Source organism: Rhizobium sp. 18055 (genome assembly GCF_902706285.1).
Lineage (GTDB): Bacteria > Pseudomonadota > Alphaproteobacteria > Rhizobiales > Rhizobiaceae > Rhizobium.
Genome location: NZ_CACSKD010000017.1, coordinates 1 through 18,946 on the forward strand (window position 1 = coordinate 1; position 18,946 = coordinate 18,946).

Consider the following 18,946-nt stretch of genomic DNA (forward strand, 5'->3'; position numbering starts at 1 on the left):
CTTCGCCTTGAAAGCCGGGCTATGGTTCCGGCGCGGTCGTCTCGTCATGGTATCTCCTGTTCCCGGCATCTAAGCCGAAGTCAGGCAGAAATTCCACTTATCCCCAATGTGCAGATTTCCCGAGCCATCTCTGTATTTTTTGTTTGTGCAGGAAGTGCCTGCTGATACAGCAACGCGATATCGCGGCGATCACTGAGAAAAGCAAACACCATGGCAAAGACCAAAGAACCGAAGCTCGAGCATTCCGAACTCGCCGGCGAATTCACCGATGATGGCATCACCGTGCTGGTCGATATCTTCCGGCCGGAAGGCACGAATGGCGATTGGAAGATGGAAGTCGTTACCCAGGATGAAGACCTCATCGAATGGGAAGAAGGCTTCGAAACCGACCGCGAGGCTTTCGACGAGTTTCTCGCCACTGTCGAGCGCGACGGCATCCGCAGCTTCGTCGAAGACGAGGAACCCTCCGTCCATTGAGGGCGTGACGCAGCCGTGACGTCGCAGATGGACTGGTAGATGTCGGCTATGTTGCATCGTTAAAATAAGTCGAAACTAGAGTAGGCCGCACCGAAAGATAAGTGCGCGCAAAGCGCGCCGGGAACAGCAAACATGAAGGCGTTGGAATACAGAGCCGCTTTAGCGGTCCTGGGTTTGACCACTGCTGGCGTGGAAAAGCTCTTTGGTGTCGATCAGATTACCAGCCGCCGGTGGGCGTCCGGCGAGCATGACGTCCCGCGTGCGGTGGCCTTGTGCCTGTTGCTGATGGCCTCTCACGACACCTCGGTTGTCCAGGCGCAGATCCTGGCAGACGGCGTCGATGCGCCGCTGGCGAAGTCGGCGTAACACCCAGCGCCCTGCGGGTTCAGGCTGCCGGCGCTTGTAGCATCTTCTTCAGCACGTCGAGAAGCGCCTTGGAGTCGTCGTTGGCGCCCATCAGGCGCAACCGCTCCTCCGCCAGGCCGATCATTGCCTCAAGGCTTTCGCGCTCGCTCCAGCCGGCGGCAACCGAGGCGCGCGCCAGATCGTCGAATGCGAATTGCATTGCATCCTGGCAGCGCAAGTCCCTGTCGGGATCGTCGCCGGCAACAAACGGTCTGTAGATCTCCCGCATCCCAGTGCTCCGCAAATCGGCTGAAGAAGCCATGGTGCATCATAGGCTTTAACAAAGTGCTGATTAAGACCTGTTGGAATAGAGATGCCGAAGTGATCGTCGGATCGCCTTGCAGAACGTTGAATGGACCAGCGAATGTCCGCACCCTGTCCGGCAAGAATGGCCGGGCAGGCCTATCTCACGATCCTGATGCAGTGATAATACTGCATTTGCTGCTTTGGAGAGATTTCATCTGCCTCGCATTGCTGATCTATACGTCAAGGCAGCAATCATATCCCTGATCATCGGTATCGGAATGGCCCTGAAAATGGGCCTGAACATCGCGATCACGTCGATCATCACCGTCGTCGGCGTGCTGATGTTCGCCGTCATCATTTTTTCCGCCGGGCAGGTGGCCGCGAAGCCGTCGCTGCCGTCCTGTCGCTGAACGATTATCTGTCGGTCATGTCTCGTATTTCTGGCGCTCATTCTTGGGCAATGGGAGCCAGTCGATAGGTCTAGTGAATGACCTGAATGCGAATGCGCTCGTTATAGGCGTATGAGTGGCAGTCGATCGCAGCATCGCCAACAAAGATCACGTCGCCGTCGGAATCGAAAAGGCCCCAGCAGGCCTCCTCGTCGACATAGACTTTTCGAACGTAACCGAACGGCACCGTGTCGAACACGACGTTGGGGGCAACCGCAACAGTCTCAAGTTCCCGCATGGACAACTCCGATGAGTTATTTCTGTTTTAGTGCGGTAACATATTGCCTCCTCAAGCCAGCCCGGGGCTATCCCCAAAAATAGGGATGGGAAACTGAGCTTGACGTTTGACCATTCCATGATTGCCGAATCGCCTGGGAATCCTCAGATCTGGCCGCATTTGAGCGGCTGCGTTCGATCCCGGTTTGCGATTGCGAAACATGGCGAAACTGCGTTGCGCCATGCCTCTGAAGCTCCTATCTAACAATCGGCATCATTCATCGAGGAACAAGCAATGGCCGATCTGAAAGTTCGCACCCGCCCTGTTGGTGCAAGCGCTACACTCGGCCGCACCGGCTTTCCGCATGTCACCTCGGCCACGCAGGGCGAGATCGACATCGTCACCGGTCCATCGCAGCCGGGCTTCAATCCGCTCGATCTGCTTTATTCGTCGCTGTCGGCCTGCCTTGTTCTGAGTGCCCGCATGGCCGCAAGCCAGCTCGGCGTTCTCGATCGCATCACCGAACTCAAGGCCGACGTCACCGGAGAGAAGGCGACCGAGGGTGTATCGCGGGTCAAGACCTTCAACATCGCCTTCTCGATCAAGGGCGATATCGACGAGGAGACCCGTCGGAAGATCGCCCATGCCGCAGAAGACGAGATATGCACGGTGAGCAACACCATCCGCGGCAATCCCGAATTTTCCACCGTCATCTCCGGCTAATCGTTCGCCTCGATTGATGACCGCGGCAAACGACGACATCGCCGGTTTTGACCGCGGTTGTCGTTCCCTGGCTATTGCCAGCGCCCTGATTCTGCTAATCGCCAGTCAAGATGGCGTTGTTCCACCGACGCGCAGCAGCAAGCACCGGAAACCATGTCGCCAGTCTCCTCCGCGCTCCCGCAGTCGGCTCCCTCCAACAGGTTTGCCCTTGTCGCGCTCATTCTTGGCGGTGCCGCCATCGGCGGATCGCCGATCTTCGTGCGGCTGTCGGAAGTCGGCCCGATGGCGACGGGCTTCTGGCGCGTGGCGCTTGCCCTCATCCCGATCTTCATCGTCTCGCTGATCAAGGGCGGGGACACCGGCGCCAAGCCGCAGACATGGTCGGATTGCGGCATGCTCATTCTGCCGGGTATCATCCTGGCGGCGGATCTGATCACCTGGCACCTCTCGATCACCATCACCTCCGTTGCCAATGCGACGCTGCTTGCCAATCTGGCGCCGGTCTTCGTCACGGCAATTGGCGTGCTGTTTCTCGGCGCTGCCGTCACCCGCATTTTCGTCATCGGTCTGGCGCTGGCGGTGGCCGGTGTCATCATCCTCAAGGGCGGGCCCGCGTCACTCGGTCAGGGCGACCTGCGCGGTGATGGCGGCGCCATCCTCGCAGCGGTCTCCTATGCGCTCTATATTCTGGCGATCGGCAAACTCCGCAGCCGTTTCGATACCGTTCGCATCATGCTCTGGAGCACGGCCTCGGCCGCGGTCTGCCTGTTCCCGTTCGGGTTTTTCCTGGAGGAGCATCTGCTGCCGACGACGGCCCATGGCTGGGCCATGGTCTTCGGCCTGGCGTTCATCAGCCATGCCAGCGGCCAGGTGGCGATCACCTATGCGCTCGCCTACCTACCGGCCGCCTTCTCGTCATTGACGCTGCTGCTGCAGCCGGTGGTGGCCGCAATCCTCGCCTGGATCCTGCTCAGCGAGCCGCTCGGCCCGATGCAGGCCGTTGGCGGCCTGGTGGTGCTCGCCGGGATCATGATATCCCGGCGAGGCTGATCGTGATCAGGCGACGGCAGCCTGCTTCTGGACGCGGCGCGCGTCGAGCAGCGCCAGTGCCTCATCGACGGTGCCAGCCAGTTCAGCCCTATCAGTGTTGCAGGTGTTCCAGGCTTCGATGAAGCTGCTGGTCTTGCCGTAGCTATTGTCGAGCACGCAATGATCGGCGCCGATCAGTATGCACATGATATGGCCGTGCATACGGTCGGTGATCACCTGCCGGGCCGAGCCGAGCAAAGCCACGCCGCGGTCGAAACGCTGCTGGGCGCGCTCGCGATAGGCAAGCTCGGTCATCCGGGCGCGACCGCCGATCTTGCCGCTCATCAAGCCCTTCAGAATGGCGGCATGCTTGGTCTGCTTCTGGAAGTCGGCGGGCTCATCCGGCCAGTCGGACTTCACCGTGCCTGGGCGCAGCGTCGCTGCCGTCAGATCCTGCGGCGTGCCCACTTCCTGGTCTTCGCGCAGGTTCAGCAGCAACTCGTGCTGCGGCACCGGCTTGGCAACCGGGCCGATGCAGAACGCCATGTCGGGGCAAAGGCGCGTCTCGCACTGGAACCAGCGCTGCGCAAAGGCAAGGCTCTTCTTGTCGCGCACCAGCAGCGTGAACTGGCCATGCTTTTCGATGGCGCGTGCGGTGCTGTCGACGTTCTCCTGGTCCTTGAAGTGGATCGTCTGCGCCAACTGCACGATCGGCCGTCCCTTGTGGCGCTCCAGCATGCCCTCGCGGAACTGGCGGTATCCGGCCCAGATATCGCCGAAGTTGCCGCCGCCATGCAGGAAGATCCGGCCGTCGCCGATGGCGCCCAGCATCCGCTCTTCGTCGAAGGTCGGAATTTCGGTCACATAGGCCGGGCGCGAGCGCTTCTTGTCGAAATAGGCAAGCTCACCCAGCCAGATGGCGCTGTCGCCGATATTGTAGTGGTTGGGAAAGTCCAGCAGCGCGTAGCGTTCTGCAGGGTCGAACACGTCGGACAGGTTTTTTTCGATCACGCCCTGAAGGCGATTGATGATCGTCAGATTGGATTCCATTGAAGGCTCCTTGTTTTAGGGACAAGAGGTCCGGGACTGATGCGCAGGCTTATGCCTGCGCCTGTTTGCGAAACGGATTGAGCGACATCGCCAGAGCGATGTAAGGCCGGATGACCGAACGGCCGAAGATCGGCAGGAAGGCGAGGTAGACCACCGCGCCAAGCCCGATGCTTAGCCCAAGCGCCAGCCAGCGGTTTTGGATATGCTCGACGATCACGGGATGAGCGAACCAGACGCACGCCGCCATCAGCAGCGAGCCGCAGAGCGGCAGTGCCACCGCCTTCATCGTGCTCTTGGCATCGATATTGGCATAGCGCGACAGGACATATTGCTGGTAGGGCAGCGTCAGCCAGGCGCGCAGCGTGTAGCCGGCTGCGACGGCAACGACGCCGTAAGGCACCAGCAGCCAGGTCAGCACAAGCGTCGCGGCAAGCTGCACTGCGGCCACCGAGAGGATCGATTCCGCCCGGTTGACGGCAGACAGCGCCGACGAGGCGAAGAAGTTCATCACGAACGGCACCGACATCAGCACCAGAACCGTGGCGATATCGCCGGCATTGCCCCACTTGTCGCCGAACAGCAGCGCGATCATGTCGTTCGACAAGGCGCCGAAACCGAACAGCAGCGGGATGGTGCCGAGTGCTGCCGCCCCGACGATCTTGTTATAGGCATTGCGGAAGGCGATGCGGTCGTTCTGCAGCCGTGACAGCGTCACCAGTGCGACGCTGCCGATCGGCGCCAGCACCGCCTGTCCGATCAGCTCGATCAGCCGCCAGGCAATCCGATAGCGGCCGACTTCGACCGGGCCATACCAGCGCGAGATGAAGATATCCTGGACGCGGGCCAAGAGCATCCACATCAGCTGCGTTACCACAAGGCTGATGCTGAACAGGAACACCGAACGGAACAGCGGGATGTTGAAGCGGAACCGCGGCATCCACGGATAGGCGACCCAGCCGAGCAGGACGGTGGCGATGGCATTGACGGCGGTCTGCGCCACCAGCGCCCACACGCCCCAGCCCATGAAGGCGCAGGCGACGGCGGTGACGCCCGACAGCAGGCTGGCCGCAATCGCCTGGGCCGCGAGGTTCTTGTGGCCGAATTCACGGGCCAGGCGGGCATTATGGATGACGGCAAGCGACGACACCGGCAGCAGCGGTGCCAGCCAGCGCAGGATCTCGGAGACCTTGGGATCGCGGACCAGCTCACCATAGTAGGGCGCAAACACGAAGACGACGGCAGCCACGATGCCGCTGAACGCAATCGTCGCCCAGAAGGCGGTATCGGCCAGTTCCTCGTCGAGGTCGAGCTGGCGGGTCACGGCGTCGCCAAGGCCGGCATAGGCCAGAACCCGGCCGATCTCGACAAACAGGCTGGCCAGCGCAAATGTGCCGAAATCGCCCGGACCGAGTATGCGGGCGAGAATGACGAAGATCACGAAGGTCGCAATCGTACTCCACGCAACGCGAACGACCGACCACAGCACGGAAAGCGCGGTCTTCTTCTTCAGTTCGGCGTGGGCAATTGCCGTATCTGGCATTCAGTATCCAATCGAATAGACGCGCACAGGCGCGGGAGCTTCGGTGGCAATGAGACCGCCTAGGCGGCTCGCCCCGTCTTCTGGCCGCGCCAATAGGCGACCATGCCGGTGAAATTGTCACGCAACTGGCTGCGATAGGTCAGTCCGAGTTCGTCGCTGAGCTTGCGGCGGCCGATCGCTTCCAGCACCGCCTGGCGGATATCCCAGCGCAACATGCCGCGCATGTTGGAGCGGCGGTCGAACAGATACTTGGCGTAGAGTGCGCCGTTGCCGAAGGCATAGCCGCTCTGCAGCTTCTTCACGTCGCCGAGTTCACGGCGGCCATGGAAGTGCTTGACCGCAAATTCCGGAAGATACTCGACCCGAATGCCGGCATTGAAGGCGCGGTGCACATAGTCGGTGTCCTCGCCGGAGCGGAACGGCGAGCCTGCGCCGAAGCGTGAATCGAACAGTCCAACCTTGTCGACGAGCGCACGGGGGAATGCCATGTTGGCGCCGTGAATGAACCCGCCGGTATGCAACTCGCTCGTCAGCACCGCAGGCTCGAGTTCGGTCTTGATCGTTACCGGCAGATCGCGCGCGTCGCCGAGCTCGATCCGGCCGCCACGCATGACCGGCTCTTTATCGGCAGAAAAGAGCGCGGCGAGCACGGTGAAATAATCGGGAAAGACCTCGCAATCGTCGTCGGTGAAGGCCAGGATCTTGCCCTTGGCTGCCGTCATGCCGCTATTGCGCGCAACCGCCAGCCCAGGCTTTGCTTCATAGACGAGATTGGTGCTGATCGGCGCGTTCTTCGCCCATTCGCGGACGATATCGGAGGTGTTGTCGGTGGAACCATTGTCGACGAAGACAAGTTCCAGCCGCAGATAATTCGCCTGCCGCGCAGCGTTCGAAACAGCATCCAGGCAGTTCGTCAGTCCATATGCCCGATTTCGCGATGAAATGATCAGGCTGATGTCCACGGGCTGAGGAGGCATTCATTTTCCCTTCTGCAGTCGAAGTCGAGGGAAGGGTAGGGCGCTCCCCCAGGCTCGGCAAGAAACATTTTGCATTGCAGCAAACCAATACAGTTTGCCGAAAAACCAAAACAATGTGGTGATTTCTTGCTGATATATTATTAATCGTCAGGGGTTGATATTAATGCCGAGATATTTCTGAATAGAAGAATAGTAATTGTAATAATTCGTGTTCTTTTAATATTAAATGGATTCTTATATTGGTTCGTTGCTGCGCTTTTCCGCTGAAAATCTTCGTGTAGCATGCATTTGAATAGACGAAATTCCATAAAAGCAAGGGGCTTACTATCTATGACGCGTCGCACGTCCCGTGCGCTTCTTCGCACATGCGAAACCGTCGCCGCAAACAGAGAAGAGTAGCGTGGCTCTGCAAATATCGCCGGCGGTAATATCTGATGTAACGCAGTCTCGGTAAACTATCCTTCCAGTCTGACTTTAAGGAATGCGCCGAAGCCGAGTAAATATTTCAGAATTCCACCAAGGGATGTGGATGCGCGCAAACAGCAGACGCTGATGCTGAACGGCGCGCCAGCAACCTTGAATTAGACTATGTGGCCGCACGCAGTTGCTACCCGCGACCTATTCCTCTTGCGTCAACCACTTCTGGATGACCGGCACATCGTCATCGCCAAGCATGTGGCCGGTCGGGATGATGCTCGAATCAACCGTTGCACCGGAGCTCTTCAGGCGTGTTTCCAGGTCGCTGGCATATTTGCCATAGGCATCCGTCTTGCCGCTGATGACCAGCAGGTCGGTACCCTTGAGGTCGGCATGCGGGTAGTCGCTGAGGACCGGCATGGAGCGCAGCAGAACCGCCTTATGGACCAGGTTCGGGTGAAGATAGAGCAGCGAGTTCAGAAGATTGGCGCCGTTCGAATAGCCGACATAGACGAGTTTTTTCGGGTCCAGCCCGTATGATTTCACCGCCCCGTCGATGAAGGCGGCGAAGGCTTCCGCCTCGCTCTTGATGTCCTGCTGGTCGAAGGAGAATGGCGTGATCCGCTTGTACCAGCGCGGAATGCCTTCCTCCGTCGCCCGCCCGCGCACGCCGAGCAGCGTCGCGCGCGGCGCCACCTTGTGCAGCAGCGGCATCAGCGTCGTCTCGTTGCCGCCCGAACCATGCAGCAGCACCAGAACGGTGCCGTCGGGGTCCGGCGGCGTGTAGAAGCGGTGCACGAAGGGCAGGTCGCGATAGTTGACGCGCGGCTCGCCGGGCATCGAAAACTGCGGCAGCACCACCTTCAGGTCCTTGAGGTCGGTGATCGGGTCCTTCGGCACGAACAGCTTTTCGCCCAGCGTCTCCAACGGCTCGTCCACCATCATGCCGGGTTTGTCCGTCGCCAGCTCGATCAACGAGCCACCCGGCTCGCGCACATAGAGCGAGCGGAAATACTTGCGGTCATGCACGTTGATGTCGGCTTCGGACGCCCCTTCATCCTCTAGCTTTTTGTGGACACCGGCCAATGCTTCGTCATCGGCCGCGCGGAATGCCACGTGGTCGAAAGTGCCGGTTCCCGGCGCGCCGGACCAGAAGCCCTTGGCGTTCCTGACGTCGATGATGTCGCCGGACTGCGAAACCAGACGGTCGATGTTGCCGCGGCTTTCCTGGAAGCGGTAGCCGAAATGGCTCTCGACGAAGCTGCGGCTTTCGTCCGGCTTTTCGGTCAGCATGGTCGCCCCGCGCACCCGCTGGACGGCATGCTCCACCGGCACGCCGGCCTTGTCCCAAACCGCGGGAGATTTCAGCCTCGGGGTACCGGCCAGCTTGACGATGATATTGTCGGGGTCTTTCAGCCGCAGCACCGGCTCGCCGAATTCATCGGCCGGCCCTTCGGTGCGGATACCGAAGCTCATTGCCCGCGTCAGCCAGTAGCCGATGCTCGACGGGTCGATCGCCAGCCCGAGTTCGCTGAGTTGCCCGAAGCCGGCCCTTCCGGCCGCGCCATCTTCCCAGACAAGGAACGTCACGAGAGAGCCGGGTGTGCCTTCCGCATCGCCGTAGAACAGATGCAGCTGCGTAGCGTCCTCGAAGCCTGCCGTCTGCTTCACCAGTCGCATGCCGAGAAAGCCCGCGTAGAAATCGACATTCGCCTGCACCTTGCGGGTCAGAAGCGTGATGTGGTGGATGCCAGATACCATAGAGGGAAGCCCGGATTGCATGGGGGACAGAAGGAGCGCGGAGATGAGGGTGAGTATAACTGTCATATCATTGCGTTTGCTGGGTGCCTTGTTTGCTCTGCATAAAGAATTAGGGCATCTCCGCAAGGCTGCAAATCCAAAGTCCCAAGATCTTCCAGCGCCAGCTGCAATTGCTGCAGCGTCGGTGGCTTGATCATATAGGCGCGCGCACCCAGCGCCTTGGCGCGCTGCATGTCGTCCTCATCGCTTGATGTGCTGAGGATACAGACCGGAATCCGGCTCAGCCGCGTGTCTGCCGAAAGTGCGCCGAGCACCTCGAATCCGTCCATGATCGGCATGTTGATATCGAGCAACATGAGATCGATCAAAGGATCGTGACCATCGCTCGCTCGCTCTTCGAGAAGCCGCATCGCCTCTTGCCCGTTGGTCGCGATGTGCAGGTTGAAACTGACCTTCTCCCGCTTCATCAGCTTTATCTTCAAAAGCTGCACATCGGCGGGGCTGTCTTCCACCAGCAGAACCTCCGCCACGCGGCCGATCCCGTCTGTCCGCTGCTCGGCTCGCTGCGGGTTCAGCGCGTCAACAGCCGTCTCGGCGGCGGCAGGCAGCGCCAGCGGCAGTTCCACGATGAATGTCGTGCCGCCATCCTCTGCGTCCTCGCACCAGATGGCGCCGCCATGCAGCTGCGCGATGCGCCGACAGATTGCCAGCCCCAGCCCCGTCCCCTCGATGCCGCGGCCGACCAGCCGCTTGAAGGGTTGAAAGATCAGGTCGCGATGATCGGGCGCGATACCCGGCCCGTTGTCACTGACCGCAATCCGGCAGAGCGGACCGTTGCCGAGTGTCGAAATCCGTACCTCAGGAACCTCGGCCTCGCAGTATTTGATCGCATTGGAAACCACATTCTGTAGCAGCTGCACCAACAGCGTCCCGTCACCCATGACGTCCGGCAATGCGCCACGCTTGATCTCGGCGCGCCGGCTGTCGATCTGTTCGCGCAGATTGCGCTCCACCTGGTCGATCACCGCGGACAGCGAGACTGGCTTTACCTCCAGATCACCGGAGGCCTCGAGCTTCGAAAAGCCCGACACCTTGACGATCAGATCCTCCATGTGGTCTGCGGCGCTCAGCACATAGTCGAGCAGATCGTGATCTTCACCGCCGAGCGAAGGCGACGCCTGCAGCAGCTTGCTGAACGACTTGATCGTCCTCAGCGGCTCCTTCAGGTCATGCGCCATGGCGCGGGTAAAGATCTCCAGCGACTGCTGCTTCTGCTCAAGCCTGGTCGCCAGGTCGCCATGCATGACGGCGCTCTGGATGCAGCGGTGCAGCGTTTCCGGCGACAGCGTATCCTTGGTCAGATAATCGCGCGCACCGCCCTTCATCACCTCGACGGCAATCGTCTCGCTGCCCTGGCCGGTCAGCATGATCACATTGGCCGAAGGATCGAGCTTCAGGATCTCCTCGAGCACGCCGACGCCGTCGCGGCCGGGCAGCGAGTAGTCGAGCAACACGCAGTCGGGCCGCTTCCGCGCATGGAGCGCAAGGCCCTCCTCGCCGGTCTCCGCCTCGAACACCGCGTAGCTTGCGCCCGGCACCCGCGACAGCATCCGCCGGTAGACCTCGCGGTCGTCGATATTGTCGTCGATGATCAGGACAGCGCTGCCCTCCGGCATGGCTTCACCCTTCCAGCGGCAGAATGGCGATCTCGAACCAGTATTCCTTCAGCCGCTGGATCGCCGCAAACAGGCCGTCGAGATCGACCGGTTTCTGCACATAGGTATTGGCGCCCAGCGCATAGCAGCCCTCGATGTCGCGCTCGTCGTCCGAAGTGGTCAGGATCACCACCGGGATCTTGCGCCAGGTCGGATTGGACTTGATCATTTCCAGCGTCTTGCGCCCGTCCAGCCCCGGCATGTTGAGGTCGAGCAGGATCAGGCCCGGCCGCGTCTCCATCGTGGCGAGCATATCAAGCGCCTCCTGGCCGGACGGTGCCCACTGCACCGGGTTCTTCAGGTTGGCGCGCTTGAAGGCGCGGATCGTCGCTTCGAAATCGTCCTCGCTGTCTTCGACGATCAGGATCGGCTGTGATTCACGTTGCGGCATGTTGGCCCTCGCGCTTGTGACCCAATGTAAAATAGAAAGTGGTGCCCTGGCCGATCTCGGACTCGAGCCAGACATCGCCGTCATGGCGGCCGATGATCTTGCGCACGAATGTCAGGCCGGCACCCGTGCCATCATCCGTGTCCTGGGGCTTTTCGAGCCGCTTGAAGATACGGAAGATGTCCTCGTGAAACTCTTTTGGAATGCCCTTGCCATTGTCGCGAACGAAGTAGACGTCCCGCACCGGGCTGCCGCTTTCGCTGCCAAGCCTGGCGACATGGCCGATCGTCACGACCGGTTCGGGCTTGTCATTGTATTTGACGGCATTGGTGATCAGGTTGCGGTACACCTCCGTCAGCCGCAGCTGATCGCAGACCACCTCCGGCAGCGGCCCCTCGACAAGCACCTTCGCCTGCCGTTCCTCCAGGTAGAGCTCCATCGTCGAGACCACGTCCTTGACCACGGCATGGACATCGGTGCGCTTGATCGCCAGCTGCTGGCGCCCGATCCGCGAGAAATAGAGCAGGTCGTTGACCAGCTTCTCCATCCGCTGACTGAGCTTGACGATGCGGTTGAGGCGCCTGACGCCATCCTCGTCGAGCACCTTTTCGTAGTCTTCCAGCAGGAAGCGCGAGTGATTGTGCATGCCGCGCAACGGCTCCTTCAGGTCATGCGAGGCAATATACGCGAACTCGTCGAGATCGGTATTGCTGCGCTCCAGATCATCGGTGTAGGCCTGAAGCTGGCCAAGCATCGTCCGCAACTGCTGCTCCTGCGCCACCCGCAGGCTGATATCCCTGAGGATGGCGACAAAGGTCACGGCTGGCCCTGTTGTGAAGGCGCTCAGCGACACATCGAGCGGAAACTCCTCACCATGCCTGCGCAATCCCGAGATCGTGCTGGTCGTTCCCGTGGTGTGCCGTGCGCCGGCGCGCAGATAGTCTTCGATGTAGCGGTCGAGCCCAGGGTGATGGGCTTCCGGCAAGAGGATGTGCACATGCTGGCCGATTGCTTCGCCGGCCGTGTAGCCGAACATGTCCTCGGCCGCCGGATTGAACAGCGAAATGTTGCCATCCGGATCGATGGCGATGATCGCATTCGGCGTGTAGCGGGTGACCGTGTCGAAGCGGATGCGCTCGGCGTCCAGACTGTCGCTTTTCCGGTGGAAATAGAACACGAAAACCGCCACCAGCCAGAGCGTGGCAACTGTTATCGCCCGGTTCGCGGCCTCATAATCATAATGCGCGCCGTCCCGATCGATGGCGAAAAATCCAAGCAGGATCAGCACCGAGCAGACCAGTGCCAGGCTGAACGGCGCTGTCCGGCTGCTGAACCAGAGCGAGGTCAGAACCAGCGGCAGGTAGAGCATGCCGTTTGCCACGCCAAGCGGCGTATAGAGATCGACGAGAAGCCCGACGAGGCAGATCGTGGCCGGTAGCCACACCGGCATGCCACCATGATTTTCCGGCTGCAGCCACCAGGAGCGCACGAGCATGGCAGATCCGAGCAACAGCGCACCCGCGGCCGTGTGGATCGCCATCCCGATATTCGGTCCCCATCGGTAAATATGTTCGGCGTGCACCGCGTAGCCAGCGAGTGCGGCTATCCCGAGCCCGCTGACGACATAGCCGATCAGTTCTTCGAACAGCCGCGCCTTGCCTCTCTGCTCCGGCGGCGTCAGCGCCAGCGAAAGGTTGGAGAAGAACAGGATCACCGCCGTGTTCGGCGCCATGCCGCCGCCGACCCGTGCGAAAAAGTCGGTATCGACAAAGATACCGGCCAGAAAATGCTCCATGACCTGATGCTGTCGCCCGACAGACGCAAGTTCGAGCAGGCGCATGCCGCTCATGACGGTCGCGAGGGAAAACAGCAGGAACGCGCCCAAACGTGCACGAGCGCCTCTCCGCACGGAGAAAATGAGGCCGGCCCCGGTCAATGCAAAGCAGATGGACGTATTGATGGCCATGGCCGACGACAGGTGCATCACCGTCAGGATCGGCTCGACCTGCCGCAGCCAGGCGATGAAGATCGATAGCCCCAGCAGCAGGATGAGCCCGCCGAGGACGACTGTGGTCAAACGATGCCGTTCCTGGCGCCCGGGGGCACTCGTCCTTCGACCAATGATCGGCTTCACCACGCGTTGTTCTCCGGTCCCGCGGTTACTATTTCCAGAATTGGAAATTATTCAATATACATCTGTTGCGATGGTTGTGGCTTCGTCCAGACGTGAAGCGTTCAGTTGCAGTGGGATCGGAGAGGGCGGTCATGGCGGCGGTATTTTATGTGGACGACAGCCGCGACGACCTGTTTTACGCCGAGTATATCTGCAGGAAGCAGCAGGCCGATATCGACCTGACCTGCTTTTCGACGAGCCAGGCAGCTTTCGAAGCGCTGCGCACACGCCAGGCAGAAGGTTTGGCATTGCCGGACCTTTTGATCGTCGATCTCTACATGCCCCTCGATAGCGGACTGGTACTCGTGGCGCGCTTGCGCTCTGATAGACACTTCGCGTCACTGCGAATCGCCGTGTGTTCCGGCTCGGATGCCGAAGCAGATCGCGAACGGGCGCTGGCCTCCGGGGCGGATCTATATGTTGAAAAGCCCATCAGTCTCAGTGCTCTCACCCAGGATTGACAATAGCCATCAAAGGCGTTCAGCTTATTTAGGTATTTCTGACGCAGGGGTTGCAAGTCTGATTGACACGACTTTGGCTACATCTCAAAATATACACTGACAGGGTTGGGGAGGAGTGCCGAGAGAGCCGATTGACTTTTGTTTGCCGAAACAAACGCAGACGAACCATTGACTGAAAGCCCGCCGACTCTCTCCGATACCCAAGGGCACCGCTCTCCGCATGCTAGGGGCATGAATGCGCAAAGATGTTGGACCGGGGCAAGTGTTGCATGCCGACTTCGTGATCGGGCTTCTGCAATCTCGTCTCTCGACAGTCTTCGCATTGTTATTAACTGTACCAGTCTGGCGCGTGTATCCTCAAATGTCGGGATACCGTCTTTGCTGGTATCAAAAGGCAGGAATGCGGAATGAGTGGCGCAGTGGCACTTCCATTTCACGCTGGCCCTGAACTCGGGCGGGCGATCAATCGGACGGATTTCTTTCGCCTGTTGAAGGCGGCAGCGCACCACTATGCTTTCGATAGCTTCGCGCTTGCCCGCATTTCCGAGGCCTCGCAGCCCTTTGGCGCCCGCGACATCATCATCACCAATGTCGCCGAGCGCCAGGCCGGCTTCTTCATCTACGCGATGAGCCGGGCGCTGGGCTTCATCAAGACCAAGGCCATACAGTTCCTCGCCACCCCCCTGAGTGGCAGGGCCGGCAACCTGCAGAACTATCCGCCCGATCTCGTGCTCAATGAGTTCGACGCAAACGCCTTTCTGCTCATCCCGCTGTTCACGCCGGAGGGGCGGCGCTACTGCGTGGCCTTCAGCGGCAAGCGACAGGAGCCGGCGCAGGGCGAGGTCGCCGATATCCTGCTCGACACGATGCGGATCTTCGACAAGTTCTATGAGGAAATTCTCGTCAACGAAATGTCCGGACGCCTGACCCAGCGTGAGAACGAAGTCGTTCGCTGGACCAGCGAGGGCAAGACCTCAGCGGAGATCGCCATCATCCTCGGCCTGTCGGAACACACCGTCAATTCGCACATCGCCTCTTCCGTCAGGAAGCTCGGTGCGGTCAACCGCGTGCATATGGTGGCGATGGCGCTGCGGATGGGGTTGGTCTCGTGATCGGACAGGCTGAAATGAGCGCGGCAGCGATCGGCCGCGATGCCGTCAAGCTTCTCTTCGTGGACGACGAATTCATCGAATTCCGATCCTTGAAGAAGACGATCGCAACGCTCACCGATCCGCCGGTAGATATGGTGTATGCGCAATCCGTGAGCGATGCGCTGGCCAAGCTCGCCACCGGATCTTTCGACCTGATCCTGCTCGACAACCGGCTACTGCCGAACGACGATTTTCGCCAGACTGCTCCGAAGCTCCGCGCAGCCGGCTATACCGGCCCGATCGGCATCGTCTCGATGGATGTGTCGGACGGATATTTCCAGCAGTTCCAGGACTATGGCGTGGACTTCCGTATCGGCAAGGACGAGATCGATGTCGAGACGCTGCAGCACATCATCCGTGAATATGTCCGCTATGACATGCCCGACGTCTGGAAAGACGATTACAACGTCTGACGCACTACTGGACCGGTAGCTGGACCGCGAACTGGCTGCCGCTTTCGTCCGACCGTTCGAGGCGGATCGAGCCGCCCAGCGCAGCAATCAGGTCACGCGATGCCGTCAGCCCAAGCCCCGGTCGCTTCGCAACGCCATCGGGCTGCATCGTCCAGAAAGCGGTGAAGATATTGCCCTGCTGCTCGCTCGGGATACCCGGGCCGTTGTCGGAGACAAGCACCGTCCAGGTCGCTCCACGGGTATCCGCCTCGACCCGGACGCGTGGGGCTGCCGCGCCCCGATGCACCAGCGCATTGGCGATGATGTTTTTCAGAGCCAGCCGCAGCAGGGTCGCATCGCTCCTGACGTTGGCCAGCACGTCGATCTCGATCGTCGCATCGCGTGCCTCGATCTCGTTCCTGAGCTCGGCCCATATATCCCTGACCAACTGGCCAACATCGACGTCGCCGATCGACAGTGTCGGCGCACCGGATGCGAAACCGACCAGCGCCTTCGTCATCCCCTGCGCCGCTTGCGCCTTGGCGAGGATGGTCTTCAGGTAATCCACATGCTCCTCATCGAGCCGGTCGCCGAGATCGTCGAGCAGGATTTCCGCATACATCGCAATATGTCGCAGCGGCGATTGCAGGTCGTGCGATGCGATGGCGAGGAAACGCTTGACCCGCGCTTCGTCTGTCTCTGTCGTCGATGATGGCATGGTCCGATGCTCCAACCCTTGCTGGAGAATAGAAAGCGGGCGCCGGTTCTGCAACCGGCGCCCGCATCAATTTCCGATCAGCAACCTGTATTCGTTGCGAATGTCGTTAGCGCGCGGACTTGCGCGAAGTGCCCGGCGGAATGATCTCCACCTTGTCCTCGTTGGCCGAGACGGCCGCGCGGTGGCGTGTGCGCCAGTCGCCGAGGAACAGCAGGATCGGTGCCGCGATGAACACCGACGAGGCGGCCGCCACCAGAATGCCGAATACCATCGGCACGGCAAAGCTCTCGACCGCACTGCCGCCCCAGATTGCCATCGGAAGCAGAGCGAGGAAGGCGGTGACGTTGGTGTAGAGGCTTCGTGCCAGCGTTTCGTTGATCGATTTGTCGATCAGTTCGCGCAGCGGCATCGACTTGTAGAGACGCATGTTTTCGCGCATGCGGTCGTAAACCACGACTTTGTCGTTCACGGAGTAACCGACCAGCGTCAGGATCGCCGCGATGGCGGTCAGGTTGAAGTCGAGCCCCGTCAGCGCGAAGAAGCCGATGCACTTCGTCACGTCGAGGATGAGCGTCACGATGGCGCCGACCGCGAACGGCCATTCGAACCGCCACCAGATGTAGAACAGCATCGCCAGCGAGGCGATGACGACGGAGAGGATACCTGCCCAGGCAAGCTCGCCGCTGACCTTCGGCCCGATGACGTCGGTGCCGGTGACTGTCGCGGTCGGGTCGATCTTGATGAGTTCGGCCTTGAGCTTGGTAACAGCAGCCGTCTGTGCCTCTTCGCCGCCGTCCTGTCTCTGGGCGCGAACCGCCATGGTGTTGTTGTCACCATAGGACTGCAGCGTCACTTCGCCGAGGCCGAGGCTGTTCAGGCCCTCGCGGAAGCGACCGAGATCGGTGGCTTCCTGTGTCTTCACCGACATCTGGATACCGCCACGGAAATCGACGCCGTAGTTGAGGCCGGGATGGATGAACAGGATCACCGAGGCGACCGACAGCAGAGCCGAGACGGTCACGCCGAAGAAGCGCGCCTTCATGAACTGGATGTGCTTGTCGTAAGGATAGAAGATCGGCAGCAGCGGCTTGATGTTGATAGTCTTGAACTTGAAGCGACGGGTGATCTCGATCATCGAGACGCGCACGAAGGCGACCGATGTGAACATCGAGATGATCAGGCCGAGCGCCATGGTGACGGCGAAGCCGCGAACAGGACCAGAGCCGAACCAGAACAGGATGGCGGCGGCGATCAGTGCCGTCATGTTGCCGTCGATGATCGTCGAGTAGGCGCGGCGGAAGCCGGTGTCGATCGCTGCAAAGGCACCTTTGCCCTTGCGCGATTCTTCGCGGATACGTTCGTTGATCAGGACGTTCGCATCGACCGCGAGACCGATGCCGAGCACGACGCCGGCGATGCCGGGCAGTGTCAGCGTGGCACCGACAAGCGTCAGGGCCGAGAAGGTCAGGATCGTGTGGATCAGCAGTGCGACGTTCGCGAGAATGCCCCAGGTGCCGTAGAGCAGGAAGATGAAGGCGGCGACGAGAATGAAGCCGACAACGCCGGAATAGACACCCTTGCGGATGGCGTCGGCACCAAGGTCGGCACCGACGGTGCGTTCTTCGATGACGGTGAGCTTGGCGGGCAGGGCGCCGGCGCGCAGCATGGCGGCAAGCGTATTGGCCGTATCGGTGGAGAAGCTGCCGGAAATCTGGCCGGCACCGCCGGTGATCGGCTCGCGGATGACGGGCGCGCTCAGCACCTTGTCGTCAAGCACTATGGCAAACGGATTGCCGACATTCTGGCGGGTGATCTCGGCAAAGCGGGCAGCGCCTGCGCTGTCGAAGCGGAAGCTGACCACCGGCTGCGAGCTCTGGTCGAAGCTGACGCGGGCGTCCGAAAGGCGGTCGCCGGAGATTTCGACGCGATCGAGAACCGGATAGCTGTTGCCCTCGTCGTCCTTCATGACGGTGACACCGGCCGCCGGAGCGCTGCTCGGTGCGATCATGTGGAACGACATTTTCGCGGTCGAACCGAGAAGCTGGCGAAGGCGGGTCGGGTCCTGCGCGCCCGGCAGCTGCACGAGAACGCGGTTTCCACCGATGCGCTGGATCGTCGGTTCGGCAACGCCGACCTGGTCGACGCGCTGGCGAATGACTTCAAGGCTCTGCTGAACCGCGGAATCGACGTTGCTGGCGATACCGGCCGCAGAGAAGGCAACGATGATGTTGCTGCCGCTCGTGGTGACCGACAAATCCGACTGGCCGGCGCTGATGCCTGTGGCAATCGTGTTGCTTAGCGTCTTCAGCTGCGCAACGGCATCATCGCTCTGTGCCGTGTCGTTCAGCGTCACGACGATCTGGTTCTGATTGCGAACGATCGACTTCGTCTGGATGTTCTTTTCGCGAAGCACGCGACGGGCATCCTGCAAAAGCGACTGCAGGCGCTCGCGGGTGAGGTCGGCTTCGTCAACTTCGAGAACGAGGTGCGAGCCGCCGCGAAGATCGAGACCCAGCGAAACCTGATTGTGCGGCAGCCACGAGGGCAGGCGCTGCAGGGTCGATTGCGGCAGGACGTTCGGCAGGGCGATCAGCATGCCGAGGAAAATGATCACCGCATAGGTGGCCACCAGCCATGGTGAAGTGCGCATTGTATTG

18 protein-coding genes are annotated in these 18,946 nt (G+C 60.7%); 7 read left to right on the forward strand and 11 right to left on the reverse strand.

The annotated features are described in order from the left end of the window. Nucleotides 1-210 precede the first annotated feature (210 nt). Both GVL52_RS23300 and GVL52_RS23305 read left to right on the forward strand, forming a co-directional pair. On the forward strand, nt 211-477 hold the full coding sequence (locus GVL52_RS23300) for a hypothetical protein (RefSeq protein WP_160011487.1): 267 nt from the start codon (nt 211-213) through the stop codon (nt 475-477). A gap of 132 nt (nt 478-609) precedes the next feature. Beyond that, on the forward strand, nt 610-843 hold the full coding sequence (locus tag GVL52_RS23305) for a hypothetical protein (protein ID WP_160011489.1): 234 nt from the start codon (nt 610-612) through the stop codon (nt 841-843). 19 nt (nt 844-862) lie between these two features. Here the strand turns inward: GVL52_RS23305 and GVL52_RS23310 are convergent, their stop codons facing one another. Together GVL52_RS23310 and GVL52_RS23320 are read right to left on the reverse strand one after the other, a co-directional pair. Then, nucleotides 863-1,111, reverse strand: a complete 249-nt coding sequence (locus GVL52_RS23310; RefSeq protein ID WP_160011491.1) for a hypothetical protein — start codon at nt 1,109-1,111, stop codon at nt 863-865. 497 nt (nt 1,112-1,608) lie between these two features. Next, complete coding sequence (locus GVL52_RS23320; protein WP_160011493.1) at nt 1,609-1,815, reverse strand: hypothetical protein; 207 nt, start codon at nt 1,813-1,815, stop codon at nt 1,609-1,611. A 273-nt stretch (nt 1,816-2,088) separates the two neighbouring features. On the opposite strand from GVL52_RS23320, the gene GVL52_RS23325 reads away from it, so the two are divergent. Further along, nucleotides 2,089-2,517, forward strand: coding sequence for an OsmC family protein (locus GVL52_RS23325; protein ID WP_160011495.1), 429 nt, complete (start codon nt 2,089-2,091; stop codon nt 2,515-2,517). Between the two features lie 153 nt (nt 2,518-2,670). After that, a complete protein-coding gene (locus GVL52_RS23330; protein ID WP_160011497.1) occupies nt 2,671-3,567 on the forward strand; it encodes a DMT family transporter in 897 nt (298 codons plus the stop codon). A 6-nt stretch (nt 3,568-3,573) separates the two neighbouring features. Here GVL52_RS23330 and GVL52_RS23335 read toward each other — a convergent pair whose 3' ends face one another. The 7 genes from GVL52_RS23335 to GVL52_RS23365 all read right to left on the reverse strand — a co-directional run bounded on the left by GVL52_RS23335 (nt 3,574) and on the right by GVL52_RS23365 (nt 13,471). Then, a complete protein-coding gene (locus tag GVL52_RS23335) occupies nt 3,574-4,596 on the reverse strand; it encodes a polysaccharide pyruvyl transferase family protein (RefSeq protein WP_160011499.1) in 1,023 nt (340 codons plus the stop codon). A 49-nt stretch (nt 4,597-4,645) separates the two neighbouring features. Continuing rightward, nucleotides 4,646-6,136: a lipopolysaccharide biosynthesis protein gene (locus GVL52_RS23340; RefSeq protein ID WP_160011501.1), complete on the reverse strand. Its 1,491-nt coding sequence runs from the start codon at nt 6,134-6,136 to the stop codon at nt 4,646-4,648. Between the two features lie 59 nt (nt 6,137-6,195). Beyond that, complete coding sequence (locus GVL52_RS23345) at nt 6,196-7,113, reverse strand: glycosyltransferase family 2 protein (RefSeq protein WP_160011503.1); 918 nt, start codon at nt 7,111-7,113, stop codon at nt 6,196-6,198. A gap of 618 nt (nt 7,114-7,731) precedes the next feature. Beyond that, entirely contained in the window at nt 7,732-9,291 is a 1,560-nt protein-coding gene (locus tag GVL52_RS23350; protein ID WP_244619260.1) for a VOC family protein, read from the reverse strand. Between the two features lie 62 nt (nt 9,292-9,353). Next, entirely contained in the window at nt 9,354-10,967 is a 1,614-nt protein-coding gene (locus tag GVL52_RS23355; RefSeq protein WP_160011505.1) for a response regulator, read from the reverse strand. Between the two features lie 4 nt (nt 10,968-10,971). Then, a complete protein-coding gene (locus GVL52_RS23360) occupies nt 10,972-11,397 on the reverse strand; it encodes a response regulator (RefSeq protein WP_160011507.1) in 426 nt (141 codons plus the stop codon). Then, nucleotides 11,384-13,471, reverse strand: coding sequence for a PAS domain S-box protein (locus GVL52_RS23365; RefSeq protein ID WP_160011509.1), 2,088 nt, complete (start codon nt 13,469-13,471; stop codon nt 11,384-11,386). Before GVL52_RS23365 ends, GVL52_RS23360 begins: the two co-directional genes overlap by 14 nt. A 188-nt stretch (nt 13,472-13,659) precedes the next feature. On the opposite strand from GVL52_RS23365, the gene GVL52_RS23370 reads away from it, so the two are divergent. From GVL52_RS23370 to GVL52_RS23380, 3 genes are all read left to right on the forward strand, one after another. Continuing rightward, the gene (locus GVL52_RS23370) at nt 13,660-14,028 is read left to right on the forward strand and encodes a response regulator (protein ID WP_160011511.1); all 369 of its coding nucleotides are present in this window, start codon (nt 13,660-13,662) and stop codon (nt 14,026-14,028) included. A 407-nt stretch (nt 14,029-14,435) separates the two neighbouring features. After that, complete coding sequence (locus GVL52_RS23375) at nt 14,436-15,140, forward strand: helix-turn-helix transcriptional regulator (protein ID WP_160011513.1); 705 nt, start codon at nt 14,436-14,438, stop codon at nt 15,138-15,140. 14 nt (nt 15,141-15,154) lie between these two features. Next, the gene (locus tag GVL52_RS23380) at nt 15,155-15,592 is read left to right on the forward strand and encodes a response regulator (RefSeq protein ID WP_160011515.1); all 438 of its coding nucleotides are present in this window, start codon (nt 15,155-15,157) and stop codon (nt 15,590-15,592) included. Nucleotides 15,593-15,596: 4 nt separating this feature from the next. Here the strand turns inward: GVL52_RS23380 and GVL52_RS23385 are convergent, their stop codons facing one another. Both GVL52_RS23385 and secD read right to left on the reverse strand, forming a co-directional pair. Next, nucleotides 15,597-16,289, reverse strand: a complete 693-nt coding sequence (locus GVL52_RS23385) for a sensor histidine kinase KdpD (RefSeq protein WP_160011517.1) — start codon at nt 16,287-16,289, stop codon at nt 15,597-15,599. Nucleotides 16,290-16,395: 106 nt separating this feature from the next. Further along, on the reverse strand, nt 16,396-18,939 hold the full coding sequence (gene secD / locus GVL52_RS23390; protein ID WP_160011519.1) for a protein translocase subunit SecD: 2,544 nt from the start codon (nt 18,937-18,939) through the stop codon (nt 16,396-16,398). Nucleotides 18,940-18,946 lie beyond the last annotated feature (7 nt).